Below are 12,653 nucleotides of genomic sequence, written 5' to 3' on the forward strand. Positions count from 1 at the left end.
TCTCCCTCGGTAGCGTGTCCGAGCGGCCGAAGGAGCTCGCCTCGAAAGCGAGTGTGGCGCAAGTCACCGAGGGTTCAAATCCCTCCGCTACCGCTTGGGAAGGGCCCCGTCTCCGGACGGGGCCCTTCGTGCGATCTGCCCCTTCGTGTCCTCGGACCTTCGTGCGATCATGTGCGCTGTTTGAGACACCAGTGACAGGGGAGGCCGCGATGGCGGTGAACGCGAAGAAGGTCGCCGTCTACGTGCTCGTGGTCTTCGCGCTGTACGTGATCGTCACGGATCCGGCCAAGGCCGCCGACTACGTGCAGATAGGGTTCCAGGGCGTATCGGACGCCGCCCAGGCCCTCGGCGACTTCGCCACGTGGGTCGCCAACGGAGGTAAGTGATGATCCGCCACCTGGTCCTCTTCAAGCTCAACGAGGGCGTCGAGCGCGACGACCCCCGGGTCGTGAACGGCGTCGAGGCCTTCCGCTCGCTCGACGGCAAGATCCCCGAGCTCCGCTTCTGGGAGCTCGGCTGGAACGTCAGCGACCGCCCCATCGCCTACGACTTCGCCATCAACTCGGCCTTCGACGACGCGGAGGCGCTGCGCCGGTACGTGGAGCACCCCGACCACCAGGCGGGTGTCGCGCTGTGGCGGGAGTTCGCCACCTGGGTGATCGCCGACTACGAGTTCTGACCCGTTCCGGCGCGTTCCGACGCGTTCCGACCCCCTGAGTCCCGAAGCGCTTCGAGCCCCCGTCATTCCGACGGGGGCTCTGCGCTTGCCCCTCAACACGTAGTTATGAGGTGCTTGCACACAGTGCACATCTCTTGTGATGCTATGACCGCTTTTGGTAGAGCGTGGACGGGTGAGTTGTCGGATGACGAGGTGGAGTTGACCGTGCTGGCCAGTACCGCACCTCAGGCACCGTCCTCGCCTCAGGCACCGTCCTCGCCTAAGGAACAGTCCTCACCTCAGGAACAGTCCTCGGAAGCGGCTCCCCGGCGGAGCCGGGGCGCCGACACCCGTGCCCTCACGCAGGTGCTGTTCGGGCAGCTCAAGGAGCTCCAGCCGGGCACGTCGGAGCACGACCGGGTGCGCGGGGCGCTCATCGAGGCCAACCTGCCGCTGGTCCGCTACGCGGCCGCCCGTTTCCGCTCCCGCAACGAGCCGATGGAGGACGTCGTCCAGGTCGGCACGATCGGGCTCATCAACGCCATCGACCGCTTCGACCCCGACCGGGGCGTGCAGTTCCCGACGTTCGCGATGCCGACGGTCGTCGGGGAGATCAAGCGGTACTTCCGCGACAACGTCCGCACGGTCCACGTGCCGCGCCGGCTGCACGAGCTGTGGGTGCAGGTCAACAGCGCGACCGAGGACCTGACCACCTCGTTCGGGCGGACCCCGACGACCGCGGAGATCGCCGAGCGGCTGCGGATCACCGAGGACGAGGTGCTGTCCTGCATCGAGGCCGGGCGGTCGTACCACGCGACCTCGCTGGAGGCCGCGCAGGAGGGCGACGGGCTGCCGGGGCTGCTGGACCGGCTCGGCTACGAGGATCCGGCGCTGGACGGGGTGGAGCACCGGGATCTCGTACGGCATCTTCTCGTACAACTGCCCGAACGGGAGCAGCGGATCCTGCTGCTGCGGTACTACAGCAATCTCACGCAGTCTCAGATCAGCGCGGAACTCGGTGTCTCGCAGATGCATGTCTCGCGGCTACTCGCGCGTAGCTTCCAGCGATTGCGGTCTGCCAACAGGATCGACGCCTAACCGGACACCTGCTCGAAAGGTCACCAGGGTGGGGGAATCGCTGGTCAGAGCCGTTCGCGGCCTTTTTTGGCCGACGCGGCGTCAGACCCCTTGTTTGCAGGGCGGATTCGCGTCTCAGATGTCGACATGTCACTACAGCGTGTTGCCGACATGTGACATTCTGCGGGAAGCGCGTTTGCCGGGGCTTCGGCGCCGGTATTCAGGTGAAGGCTGCGTTCCTCTGAAGGGGGCGTCGCCGCGACCGTCCCGCGACCCAAAGGGGGTGGCATGTCCGCAGAACAGGGCAGCTCGAAGGTGCTCACGCTCGCGGAGAGCGAGTCAGCTCCCCATGCTCTCGACTCACTCGGCCCCATCGACGATGCTCCGGCCGAGCTCGCGACCGAGCCCGCCCCGGTGCTTCCGGCCGCGGGCGCCATCGACACCCGCACCCTGTCCCGCTCCCTGTTCCTGCGGCTGGCCGCGCTGGATGAGGACAGCCCCGAGCGTGCCTACGTCCGGGACACGCTGATCGAGCTCAATCTGCCGCTGGTGCGGTACGCGGCGGCGCGGTTCCGGTCCCGCAACGAGCCGATGGAGGACATCGTCCAGGTCGGCACGATCGGGCTGATCAAGGCGATCGACCGGTTCGACTGCGAACGGGGCGTCGAGTTCCCGACGTTCGCGATGCCAACCGTGGTCGGTGAGATCAAGCGGTTCTTCCGCGACACGTCGTGGTCGGTGCGGGTGCCGCGCCGGCTCCAGGAGCTGCGGCTCGCGCTGACCAAGGCCAGTGACGAGCTGTCGCAGAAGCTGGACCGCTCTCCGACCGTGACCGAACTCGCCTCCGTGCTCGGGGTGTCCGAGGAGGACGTGGTCGACGGGCTGGCGGTGGGGAACGCGTACACGGCGTCCTCGCTGGACTCTCCGGCGCCGGAGGACGACGGTGGCGAGGGGTCGCTGGCGGACCGGCTGGGGTACGAGGACACCGCCCTGGAGGGCGTCGAGTACCGGGAGTCGCTGAAGCCGCTGCTGGCCAAGCTGCCGCCCCGTGAGCGGCGGATCATCATGCTGCGCTTCTTCGCGAACATGACGCAGTCGCAGATCGGCGAGGAGGTGGGCATCTCCCAGATGCACGTCTCCCGTCTCCTGACGCGGACGCTGGCGCAGCTGCGGGAAGGCCTCATCTCGGACTGAGCACGCACCGCCGCTCGCGCCTGGCCGTCAGGCGCGAGCGTGCGTGTGGGTCGGGGCCGCGCCGGGGGGTGTCCGTCCTCGGAACGGCGCGACCAGGTCACCTACCGGCTGACTGGCATCACACGCGCGGCCCAGCTGCCCTCGCTGCGGGCAATCGTGCCGCTGGGGCGATGGGGGTCCCCCCTGCTCGAGCGGAGCCGAGAGCTTGGGGGAGGGTAGGCGCAGCGGCACCCCGCTACGCCGGGCTGCGCACCCACCTGCCCCCAGCACCAACGCCGGGTTCCGGAAAACCCGCCGTACTTGTCACAGCCCTGGCGCGTTACGCCAGCGCCAGCCACGCCACCGCCGCGACAACCGCGACGGCGACGACGACGCCGAGGATGAGACCGACACGCGGACCGCTGCTGCCGGTCGCCGCCGCCTGCCGCCCCCGCGGCTCCTCGTCGACGAACGCGCGGAACATCTGGGTGCTGCCGGCGGGGTCGTGATTGCCCTGCGGGGCCTGGTTGTTAGCCATGGCCCGAGACCCTAGCGAAAACGCCGGGGCTCCCCAAGTGGGGGTTGGCGTTCCGTTTGGTCCCGCCTGACCCGTACTGCCGGGCTCGCCACCTGCACATTTACTGTCGCAATACTTGCCTTTGCCAAGTTTTTATGCTGCACCCACCTCTTTTATTTGCCTTCAGCAACCAACAGCTTCTATGGTTGCCCTAAGCAACGAAAGCGGGAGGTGTCATGGCCGAGAGGGCGCAGTACGAAGAGCTGGTCCGCCAGTTCAGTGCCTTCGGCGCCGTGAAGCGGGAACTCGGCCGGATCATGCCGGCCGAATGCCCCGGCGGGTCGGCGGCCGTGCTGACCCTGCTGGGCCGCCATGGCGACATGCGCATGAGCAAGCTCGCCGAGCTGCTCGCGGTGGACATGTCGGTCACCAGCCGCCATGTCGCGCACGTCGTGGCGCGCGGCTGGATCGAACGCTCCCCCGACCCCGCGGACAAGCGCTCGCGCATCCTGCGCCTCACCCCCGCGGGCCACGCGCAGCTCGACGAGCTGTCCCGGCGGACCACCGAGGTGCTCGAAGAGCGCCTGAGCGACTGGTCCGACGAGGACGTCCGCCGGCTCACGCAGCTGATGGCACGGCTGCGGGAGAGCTTCGACTGCCGGCCCGCGGCCCGGGCGGCACCACCCGCTGTCGAACAGACCACCCGTACACCCGCAAGCACGTAAGAAAAGGAAGCCCATGGCAACGACCACACCAGCCGGTGTGCGGGCTCATGCCAAGCACGGAGGAGGCTCCCACGGCCCCTCCGGCGGCGGCGCTCCGATGACGCACCGGCAGATCATGGAGGCCCTCACCGGCCTCCTGCTCGGCATGTTCGTCGCGATCCTGTCGTCGACGATCGTCTCCAACGCCCTGCCCCGGATCATCGGCGACCTCGGCGGCGGCCAGAGCGCCTACACCTGGGTCGTGACCGCGTCCCTGCTGACGATGACCGCGTCCACGCCGCTGTGGGGCAAGCTCGCCGACCTGTTCTCCAAGAAGCTGCTGATCCAGCTCGCGCTGGTCATCTTCGTGCTGGGCTCGGCGGCGGCCGGCATGTCGCAGAACCCCGGCATGCTCATCACCTTCCGCGCGGTCCAGGGCATCGGCATGGGCGGCCTGTCCGCGCTGGCCCAGATCATCATGGCGGCGATGATCTCGCCGCGTGAGCGCGGCCGTTACAACGGCTACCTCGGCGCCGTCTTCGCCACGGCCATGGTCGGCGGTCCGCTGGTCGGCGGTGTCATCACCGACACCGACTGGCTCGGCTGGCGCTGGTGCTTCTACGTCGGCGTGCCCTTCGCCGTGATCGCCCTGATCGTGCTGCAGAAGACCCTCCACCTGCCCGTGGTGAAGCGGAAGGTCAAGGTCGACTGGGCCGGCGCCTTCTTCATCACCGCGGCCGTCTGCCTGCTGCTGATCTGGGTCACCTTCGCCGGTGACAAGTACGACTGGGTCTCCTGGCAGACCTACGCGATGGTCGGCGGCTCTATCGCGCTGCTGGCGCTGTTCGTCCTCGTCGAGGCGAAGGCCAGCGAGCCGATCATCCCGCTGCGGCTGTTCCGCAACCGCACCATCACGCTGGCCTCCGTGGCCTCCCTGTTCGTCGGCGTCGCGATGTTCTCCGGCACCGTCTTCTTCAGCCAGTACTTCCAGCTGGCGCGGGACAAGTCGCCGACGATGTCCGGTGTCATGACGATCCCGATGATCGCGGGTCTGTTCGTCTCCTCCACCCTCTCCGGCCAGGTCATCACCCGGACGGGGCGCTGGAAGGGATGGCTGCTCGGCGGCGGTGTGCTGGTGACGGCCGGCCTCGGGCTGCTCGGCACGATCCGGTACGACACCGAGTACTGGCACATAGCGATCTTCATGGCGCTGATGGGTCTCGGCATCGGCATGATGATGCAGAACCTGGTGCTCTGCACGCAGAACCAGGTGGAGCCGGGCGACCTGGGTGCCGCCAGCTCCACGGTGACCTTCTTCAGGTCCCTGGGCGGTGCCGTCGGCGTCTCGGCGCTGGGCGCGGTCCTGGGCAACAAGATCACCGACTACGTCAAGGACGGCCTCGCCGGCCTCGGGGCGAAGGGCGCGGCCATGGGCCACGCCGGCACCGGCGGGGGCGGCATCCCCGACCTCGACGCGATGCCCGCGCCGATCCGCACCGTCGTGGAGAGCGCCTACGGCCACGGTGTCGCGGACGTGTTCCTCTACTCGGCTCCGCTGGCGCTGCTCGCCCTGCTCGTGTCGCTGTTCATCAAGGAGGTCCCGTTGAAGACGAAGGGCGGGCTGGCCCAGGCGGCGGAGAAGGACGCCCCGGCCGCGGACGCCCCCGTGGAGGTTCCCGCCGAGACTCCCGCCGGCGAGAAGGCCGTGCCGAGCTGGGCCGTGTCGGAGACCGAGGCCGCGGGCGAGACCGGGCCCGAGGGGACGCAGCGGCTCGCCGCCGTCGCGACCGTGGCCCGGGCCGAGCAGCCCGCGTCCGGTGGGGGCGGTGTGCCGGTCCGCGGCTTCGTGCGCGGCGCCGAGTCCGCACCCGTGCCGCAGGCCGCCGTCACCCTGATCTCCCTGGCCGGACGGCAGTTGGGCCGGTCCGTGGCCCAGGCCGACGGGTCCTACACCCTCGACGCGCCGGGCGCCGGGTCGTACGTCCTGATCGCCTCGGCCGACGGCTTCCAGCCGCAGGCGTCCACGGTCGTGGTGAACGACGAGCCGGTCGCCTACGACATCCTGCTCAGCGGCACCAGCGGGCTCACGGGCCTGGTGCGGGCCGCCGGGAGCGGGCAGCCGGTCAAGGACGCGATGGTCATCGTGACCGATGTGCGCGGGGACCTGCTGGCCACCGGGGCCACCGGTGAGCAAGGCGAGTTCTCCTTCGCCGAGCTGGTGCCGGGCGCCGTGACCGTCGCGGTGAACGCCGCCGGATACCGGCCGCGCGCCCTGCCCGTCGAGGTGGGCGGCACCGGGGTCACCCGGGTCGAGATCGACCTGGACTCGGGCGCCAGCGTCCAGGGCGTCGTCCGCGCCCCGCACGGCCCGCTGGCCGACGCCCGGGTGACGCTGGTCGACCAGGCCGGCAACGTCGTCGGCTCGGCCACGACCGGCACGGACGGGGCGTACGCCTTCACCGACCTGGACGGCGGCGAGTACACGGTCATCGCCACGGGCTACCCGCCGGTGGCCACCGCCCTGACGGTGACGGGCGCCGGCACCGACGCGCACGACATCGAGCTCGCCCACCCCGGCGAGTAGTCCGACCCCGGCCCGTGGCAGGTGGGCGCGCTCTGAGCGGAGGTGCGCCCCCTGTCGCGGGCCGGTTTCTTATCGAGGAGTAGCTGAGATGGGACTGACCGCGAGGATCCGTACCCGGGACGGTTGGGCCGTGTCGCACGCGGTTGTCACGGTGGCGGACATGAGGGGCGCGCAGGTGCTGCGTGCCGAGGCCGACGCCGAGGGCGCCGTACGGGACACGACGTCGTTGGAGCCGGGGGCGTACACCGTCATCGTCACGGCCGTCGGGTACGCGCCCGCGGCGTCCAGCGTGATCGTCACGGCGAGCGGCCGGGCCGAGGTCGGCACGGTGACGCTGGCCCGGCAGGGCGGCACCGAGCTGCCGCCGCCGGGCCCCTGGACCGTCGACCCGGTGCACTCCAGCGTGGCCGCGGTGGCACAGCACCTGGGCATCTCCAGCGTGCACGGGCGGTTCACCGAGTTCTCCGGCTCGTTCGAGATCGCCCCGGACGACGTCACCAAGTCTCGCGTGGAGGCGGTGATCAGGGCCGCGTCCGTCGACACGGGCAACGGCATGCGGGACGGGCACCTGAAGTCACCGGACTTCCTCGATGTCGAGCGGTTCCCCGAGATCACCTACCGGTCGACCGGGCTGACGGCGACCGGGTCCGACCGGTGGACGGTCCACGGCGAGCTGGGCATGCACGGCGTCGTACGGCCGGTCGACCTGGACCTGGCCTACCTCGGCACCGGCCCGGACCCGTGGGGCGGCACCCGAGCGGCGTTCCGCGCCACGACCGAACTGCACCGCGAGGACTTCGCGATGAACTACAACCAGGTCCTCCAGGCCGGCATCGCCGCCATCGGCACGACCCTCAAGGTGGAGCTGGACATCCAGGCCGTGCAGGGCGAGTCACTTCCGGCGGTCTGAGTCCGGGGCGGAGATCCTCGCCACCAACTGGCCGCACAGGTCACGGAGCTTGACGTTGCGGTTCTGTGAGGCGCGGCGCAGCCGCTCCAGTGCGAGGTTCGCGTCGATCCGTTCCCGGGCCATGAGGATGCCGATCGCCTGGTCGATGACGCTGCGGGAGAGCAGCGCGGTGCGCACGTCCGCCGCCGACTGGCGTCGGCGCTCGATGTGCAGGGCCACGTCGATCGCGTCACCCGCTCGTGCGGCGAAGGTACGGGCCGTGTCCCGGCCCGTGCCCAGTGCGTCGGCCCGGACGCCGTAGAAGTTGATCGCCGCGCCCGCCGCGTCCTCGACGGCCAGCGGCACCGCCAGCACGCACCGGACGCCCGTGGACAGCGCGTACGACGTGTACGAGGGCCAGCGGGACTCCTCCGCCAGGTTCGGGGCGTACTGCTCCTCACCCGTCTCGGCGGCGTCGACGCAGGGGCCCGAGTCGTTCTCGTACTGCCGCTGGTCCAGGCCGCTCGGCAGGCCGTCGCTGCCGGCCAGGGTGAGCAGCCGGCCCGCCCGGCTCACCGTGATGCTGCACGCGGCGGCCCCGGGCACCTCCTGCACCGCACGGTCGGTCAGATCGCGCAGCAGGGTGTCGAGACCACTGCTGCGCACCATCGCCTGGTCCAGCGTGTCGGACGTCTCGGAACTCATGACCGTACGGGTATCCCGTCGCTCCCCGAACACGCCCCCCTGACGTGACCCGGCCCGCCTCAGGAGGTGTTGTGGGTGTCGACGATCCGGCGGGCGATGTCGCGCAGCTTGACGTTCTCCCGCTGGGAGGCCCGCACCAGGCTCTCGAAGGCGGCGGCCGCGTCGATGCCCTGACGCTCCATGAGGATGCCGGTGGCCTGGCCGATCAGGTCCCGGGTGTGCATGGCCTCGGTGAGCTGCTCACGCACGCTCACGGAGTCCAGGGCGATGCTGACGTGCGCGGTGAACAGCCGGCCGATGCGCGTAGCGGCCTCGTCGAAGGCGCCCGGTTTGCGCGCGTAGGCCGTGAGCACGGTCAGCCGGCGGCGGTCGGTGCGCAGCCGCAGCGACAGCGCCGAGCGCAGCCCCAGGGCCGCCAGCACGTCCCAGCCGCCGTCGGCCTCGCTGTCCGTTATCCGCGCCACCGGGCTGTGCCACAGCTGTTCCCAGTGTCCGTGCTGTTCGCGGCCGCCGTGCCGGGCCTCGGCGGCGCGCACCACCTCGTCGGTCCAGGCGAGGGTGCGGATCTTGTTGCCACGGTCGATCTCGGAGACGCCGGCGTGTTCGGCCCCCGGCAGGATGTGGACGGCCAGCCGGGCCGCCGTACGCAACGTGCCGTGCGGCGTGGGTGCCTCGTGGAGCTGCTGAGACGCCACCGTCAGCGCTTCGGCCAGCTCAAAACCGACCGGAAAACGGGGCAAATCAGGAAACTCGGACGCAGCCACCACGAACCTCTTCGGCATGCACGGCCATGGCCGTGCGCAGGAGAGCTCCGCAGCACATTCCCGACTGCGAGCACAGGACGGACAGCACTCTAACTGCTCGGTTGCCTCGAAGTGACGTCCGGCCGACGGGCGCGCCAGGCGCTTCCGCCCACGCCCCCGGCGTGATGGAATGGCCGCGGGTCAGGAAGCGGCCTTACCGGAATCCGGACGAACGTCTGCCAGGTGAGTGCTGTGACCTTCCTCCCGAATCCCACCGAACCGCGGGGCCTGCCGGGTCGCGTCCACCTCACCATGCCCGCGGAGATCGACTTCTGCAACGCGGCGGAACTGCTTCCGCTTGTGCTCTCCGAGGCCCGGGCCCGCGGTGACCGGCTGGAGGTGCTCGTCCTCGACCTGACCGCGACTTCCTTCATGGACTCCCAGGGCGTCCGCCTCGTCAACGACATACGCCACCGGCTGCGCCCCGGGGCTCAGGTGCGCCTGGTGGCCCGGACAGAAGGGGTCGCGAGCCGCGTCCTGGAGCTGACCGGGCTGCGCCGCGACGTCCCCGTGTACGACGATCTCGCGGAGGCCCTCGCGTCGTAGGCTGGCGCCATGGCACCGAACATCGCGACGAACACCCGCGTCTCCCTCGACGAGTTGCTCGACTTCGTGCGCCCCCGCCACCACGCGATCCTGCTGACCCGACGCGCCGACGGCGACCCCCAGGGCTCCCCCCTGACCTGCGGCGTCGACGACTCCGGCCGGATCGTGGTCTCCACCTACCCGGAGCGCGCCAAGACCCGCAACGCCAAGCGGGACCCCCGGGTGAGCCTGATCGTGCTCAGCGACGACTGGAACGGCCCCTGGGTCCAGATCGACGGCACGGCCGAGGTCGTCGACGCCCCCGACTCCGTCGAACCGCTCGTGGAGTACTACCGGAACATCGCCGGGGAACACCCCGACTGGGACGAGTACCGCGCGGCCATGGCCAAGCAGGGCAAGTCGATCATCCGGATCACGCCGGAGCGGTGGGGCCCGGTGGCGACGGGCGGGTTCCCGGCGCGGCTGGTCGAAGGGGAGTAGCCGGCGGCGTGCCCGGCGCCTGGCTCACTCCCGGGCGACCATCGTCTCGATGCCGGCGATCAGCAGTTCCACCGCGAACTCGAAGTCCCGCTCCAGCATCTCCTCCACCGTCTCCCCGCCGCGCGCCTCCATGAGCGCCCGCGACTCCCGCATGACGTCGGCGGCCTGCGGGGCCTCGGTCACCGTGCTGACGGCGTCCTGGAAGTACTCGTCCATGGTCATGCCGGTGGCCGCGGCCCGGGTGGAGAGATGGCCCTCGAGCGTGCCGTAGCCGTAGACGAACTGGAAGACGGCCGAGATCCCACTCGTGAGCCGCTTCGCGGGCAGCCCCGTCCTGCGCATGACGCGCTGCACGACCCGCGAGAACGCCAGGTTGTTGGGGCCGATGTTGAGGAAGGTGCCGACCAGCGCGGACACCCAGGGGTGCCGCACCAGCAGGGCCCGGTACTCCCGGGCGAGCGCCCGCACCTGGTCGCGCCAGTCCGCGTCGGCGGCCTCCGGGTCGGGCAGGACCATCTCGCCCATGACCGCGTCCAGGGCGAGCTCGAGAAGGTCGTCCTTGGTGTCGACGTACCAGTAGACGGACATCGCGGTGACGTTCAGCTCACCGGCCAGCCGTCGCATCGAGAACTTCGGCAGCCCCTCGGCGTCCAGCAACCGGACCGTCACCTCGGTGATCCGCTCCCGGTCCAGCCCCGACGGCTGCCCCCCGCCCCGACGCCGGTGCGCCTTGCCTTCCAGCCAGACACTGGTCCGCGGCGGACGCTCAGCCGCTTTCCCCATGGCGCACCTTCCTCAACATTCAACGCCGATCATGCCAGGCGCCATTCTTTGCTCGGGGGCGCGGGACTGTGCCGACGTGCGGCTCCGCCGCGTGGGCGCGACCAGCCACGACCGGCCCGCACACACACCACGACCGCACACCCCGAGCTCCTAGGCGGATTCTGCCCGCTCAGCCCTCCGCAGCAACGCGGCCGCGACCAGTCCACCAGCCAGTACGGCAACCGCCCCCACCAACTGACTGGTCTCCAACCCGGAGGCGAACGCGTCGGCGATCCGCGCCTTCTCCGCAGCCGAGTCCGCCCCCGCCAGCGCCGCCGGCAACGACGCCGCCGAAACAGCCACCAGAGACGCGAAACGGGAGTTGAGCACAGCCCCCAGGACGGCGACACCCAGCCCGTTCCCGAACTCCGCGAGCGTCCCGTTGATCCCCGCTCCCACACCCGCCTTCTCCGGCGGAATCGCCCCCATGATCGCGTTGGCCATGGCCGGCATGGACAGCGCCACCCCCGCACCCATCACGACCAGGCCGAGCAGCATCCCCTCGTACCCGTGCCCGCCGAGCAGCGCGATGGCCGCGAGCCCGGCCGACACCAGGGTCATGCCGAAGGCGATGGCCCCGGGCGTGCCGACCTTGAGCACCAGCTTCGCCCCGAGCCCGGTGAAGTTGAGCACGACGACGGTCAGCGCCAGCGGTGCCGTCCGCAGCCCGGCGTCCAGCGGCTCGTAGCCGAGCACGAACTGCAGGTGCTGGGTGAGCAGGAACAGCGAGCCCGTCATGCCGAACGCCACGAGGATCGCGCCCGCGACCGCACCGACGAACTTCTGGTTGCGGAAGAAGTGCATGTCGAGCATCGGGTGCTCGGTGCGCAGCTCCCACGTCACGAACAGACCGAGGACGGCCAGGCCGACCAGGGCCGAGACCAGCACCTGCGCGGAGGTCCAGCCGTGCTCGGGGCCGGTGATGATCGCGTACACCACGGCCGTCATGCCTATGGTCGACAGCACCGCGCCGACCAGGTCGGGCCGGTCACCGGCCTTGTGCTTGGACTCGGGTACGAGCGCGGCGACCGCGATCAGGCCGAGCAGGGCGACCGGCAGGTTGATCAGGAAGATCGCGCCCCACCAGAAGTGGTTCAGCATCACGCCGCCGATGAGCGGCCCGGCCGCGAACCCGAGCGAACTGACCGTGGACCAGAGCGCGATGGCCTTCACGCGCTCCTTGTCGTCGAAGATCTGCACGACGACCGCGAGGGTCGTGGTCATCAGCAGGGCACCGCCGACGCCCATGCCCGCACGGGCCGCGATCAGCTGGGCCGGGCTCTGGGAGAGGCCGGCCGCCAGTGAGCCCACGCCGAAGACGGCCAGGCCCGACATCAGCATCAGCTTGCGGCCGTAGCGGTCGGCGGCGTTGCCCGCCGTGAGGAGCAGGCCGGACTGCACCAGTGAGTAGGCGTTCATCATCCACTGGACGTCGGCGGTCGTCGCGTCCATCTCGCGGGTGAGCGAGGGGATCGCCACGTTGAGGATCGTGTTGTCGAGCAGCACGGTGAGCTGCGCGAGACAGATGACACCGAGGATCAGCCAGCGTTGGGGATGACCGCCGGGGGCTGTCTCGGGCAGAGCCGTTTCCTGTGGGGACGTCGTCATGCTGTACACCGTAGAATGATCCCCATACGCTGTACAACCGAGTTTTCCCGGGACAGGACGAAGGGCGGCGGCTCTCGGCCACCGCCC

Annotated in this window: 14 protein-coding genes and 1 tRNA gene; 10 read left to right on the plus strand and 5 right to left on the minus strand. The window is 70.2% G+C overall.

Annotated features, from left to right (window positions below; genetic code table 11):
* Positions 1–8 precede the first annotated feature (8 nt).
* From SSQG_RS18695 to SSQG_RS18715, 5 genes are all read left to right on the plus strand, one after another.
* A tRNA-Ser gene (locus tag SSQG_RS18695) sits at positions 9–93 on the plus strand.
* 116 nt (positions 94–209) lie between these two features.
* Entirely contained in the window at positions 210–386 is a 177-nt protein-coding gene (locus SSQG_RS40370) for a hypothetical protein (protein ID WP_039933072.1), read from the plus strand.
* Positions 386–679, plus strand: coding sequence for a Dabb family protein (locus SSQG_RS18705; RefSeq protein ID WP_003991368.1), 294 nt, complete (start codon positions 386–388; stop codon positions 677–679). Before SSQG_RS40370 ends, SSQG_RS18705 begins: the two co-directional genes overlap by 1 nt.
* A gap of 144 nt (positions 680–823) precedes the next feature.
* Positions 824–1,756: an RNA polymerase sigma factor SigF gene (locus SSQG_RS18710; RefSeq protein WP_052310304.1), complete on the plus strand. Its 933-nt coding sequence runs from the start codon at positions 824–826 to the stop codon at positions 1,754–1,756.
* 267 nt (positions 1,757–2,023) lie between these two features.
* Entirely contained in the window at positions 2,024–2,929 is a 906-nt protein-coding gene (locus SSQG_RS18715; protein WP_003991370.1) for an RNA polymerase sigma factor SigF, read from the plus strand.
* Positions 2,930–3,248: 319 nt separating this feature from the next.
* Here SSQG_RS18715 and SSQG_RS18720 read toward each other — a convergent pair whose 3' ends face one another.
* Complete coding sequence (locus SSQG_RS18720) at positions 3,249–3,446, minus strand: hypothetical protein (protein ID WP_003991371.1); 198 nt, start codon at positions 3,444–3,446, stop codon at positions 3,249–3,251.
* A gap of 215 nt (positions 3,447–3,661) precedes the next feature.
* Between SSQG_RS18720 and SSQG_RS18725 the strand changes: the two genes are divergently transcribed.
* From SSQG_RS18725 to SSQG_RS18735, 3 genes are all read left to right on the plus strand, one after another.
* Complete coding sequence (locus tag SSQG_RS18725; protein ID WP_003991372.1) at positions 3,662–4,150, plus strand: MarR family winged helix-turn-helix transcriptional regulator; 489 nt, start codon at positions 3,662–3,664, stop codon at positions 4,148–4,150.
* 13 nt (positions 4,151–4,163) lie between these two features.
* Positions 4,164–6,713 (plus strand): MFS transporter, encoded by a 2,550-nt coding sequence (locus SSQG_RS18730; RefSeq protein WP_086025104.1) that lies wholly within the window; start codon positions 4,164–4,166, stop codon positions 6,711–6,713.
* A gap of 88 nt (positions 6,714–6,801) precedes the next feature.
* On the plus strand, positions 6,802–7,623 hold the full coding sequence (locus SSQG_RS18735; RefSeq protein ID WP_003991374.1) for a YceI family protein: 822 nt from the start codon (positions 6,802–6,804) through the stop codon (positions 7,621–7,623).
* Here the strand turns inward: SSQG_RS18735 and SSQG_RS18740 are convergent.
* Positions 7,606–8,307, minus strand: a complete 702-nt coding sequence (locus SSQG_RS18740) for a GAF and ANTAR domain-containing protein (protein WP_039933074.1) — start codon at positions 8,305–8,307, stop codon at positions 7,606–7,608. The genes SSQG_RS18735 and SSQG_RS18740 overlap by 18 nt on opposite strands.
* A gap of 59 nt (positions 8,308–8,366) precedes the next feature.
* Positions 8,367–9,089: an ANTAR domain-containing protein gene (locus SSQG_RS18745; protein WP_003991376.1), complete on the minus strand. Its 723-nt coding sequence runs from the start codon at positions 9,087–9,089 to the stop codon at positions 8,367–8,369.
* Between the two features lie 213 nt (positions 9,090–9,302).
* On the opposite strand from SSQG_RS18745, the gene SSQG_RS18750 reads away from it, so the two are divergent.
* Together SSQG_RS18750 and SSQG_RS18755 are read left to right on the plus strand one after the other, a co-directional pair.
* A complete protein-coding gene (locus SSQG_RS18750) occupies positions 9,303–9,656 on the plus strand; it encodes an STAS domain-containing protein (RefSeq protein WP_039933079.1) in 354 nt (117 codons plus the stop codon).
* 9 nt (positions 9,657–9,665) lie between these two features.
* Positions 9,666–10,136 carry a PPOX class F420-dependent oxidoreductase gene (locus SSQG_RS18755; protein ID WP_003991378.1) on the plus strand — a complete coding sequence of 157 codons (471 nt, stop codon included), beginning with the start codon at positions 9,666–9,668 and terminating at the stop codon, positions 10,134–10,136.
* Between the two features lie 24 nt (positions 10,137–10,160).
* Here the strand turns inward: SSQG_RS18755 and SSQG_RS18760 are convergent, their stop codons facing one another.
* Together SSQG_RS18760 and SSQG_RS18765 are read right to left on the minus strand one after the other, a co-directional pair.
* Positions 10,161–10,919, minus strand: coding sequence for a TetR/AcrR family transcriptional regulator (locus SSQG_RS18760; RefSeq protein ID WP_003991379.1), 759 nt, complete (start codon positions 10,917–10,919; stop codon positions 10,161–10,163).
* A 150-nt stretch (positions 10,920–11,069) separates the two neighbouring features.
* Positions 11,070–12,566, minus strand: coding sequence for an MFS transporter (locus tag SSQG_RS18765; protein ID WP_039933081.1), 1,497 nt, complete (start codon positions 12,564–12,566; stop codon positions 11,070–11,072).
* Between the last annotated feature and the right edge of the window lie 87 nt (positions 12,567–12,653).

The sequence above is a fragment of the Streptomyces viridochromogenes DSM 40736 genome, from assembly GCF_000158955.1.
GTDB classification, from domain to species: domain Bacteria; phylum Actinomycetota; class Actinomycetes; order Streptomycetales; family Streptomycetaceae; genus Streptomyces; species Streptomyces venetus.

Excerpts from the sequence above, each read along its gene's own strand:
- SSQG_RS18760 (WP_003991379.1), bottom strand. The coding sequence starts at position 10,919 with ATGGGGAAAGCGGCTGAGCGTCCGCCGCGGACCAGTGTCTGGCTGGAA.
- SSQG_RS18715 (WP_003991370.1), top strand. The coding sequence starts at position 2,024 with ATGTCCGCAGAACAGGGCAGCTCGAAGGTGCTCACGCTCGCGGAGAGC.
- SSQG_RS18735 (WP_003991374.1), top strand. The coding sequence starts at position 6,802 with ATGGGACTGACCGCGAGGATCCGTACCCGGGACGGTTGGGCCGTGTCG.
- SSQG_RS18765 (WP_039933081.1), bottom strand. The coding sequence starts at position 12,566 with ATGACGACGTCCCCACAGGAAACGGCTCTGCCCGAGACAGCCCCCGGC.
- SSQG_RS18745 (WP_003991376.1), bottom strand. The coding sequence starts at position 9,089 with ATGCCGAAGAGGTTCGTGGTGGCTGCGTCCGAGTTTCCTGATTTGCCC.
- SSQG_RS18705 (WP_003991368.1), top strand. The coding sequence starts at position 386 with ATGATCCGCCACCTGGTCCTCTTCAAGCTCAACGAGGGCGTCGAGCGC.
- SSQG_RS40370 (WP_039933072.1), top strand. The coding sequence starts at position 210 with ATGGCGGTGAACGCGAAGAAGGTCGCCGTCTACGTGCTCGTGGTCTTC.
- SSQG_RS18755 (WP_003991378.1), top strand. The coding sequence starts at position 9,666 with ATGGCACCGAACATCGCGACGAACACCCGCGTCTCCCTCGACGAGTTG.
- SSQG_RS18725 (WP_003991372.1), top strand. The coding sequence starts at position 3,662 with ATGGCCGAGAGGGCGCAGTACGAAGAGCTGGTCCGCCAGTTCAGTGCC.
- SSQG_RS18730 (WP_086025104.1), top strand. The coding sequence starts at position 4,164 with ATGGCAACGACCACACCAGCCGGTGTGCGGGCTCATGCCAAGCACGGA.
- SSQG_RS18710 (WP_052310304.1), top strand. The coding sequence starts at position 824 with ATGACCGCTTTTGGTAGAGCGTGGACGGGTGAGTTGTCGGATGACGAG.
- SSQG_RS18720 (WP_003991371.1), bottom strand. The coding sequence starts at position 3,446 with ATGGCTAACAACCAGGCCCCGCAGGGCAATCACGACCCCGCCGGCAGC.
- SSQG_RS18740 (WP_039933074.1), bottom strand. The coding sequence starts at position 8,307 with ATGAGTTCCGAGACGTCCGACACGCTGGACCAGGCGATGGTGCGCAGC.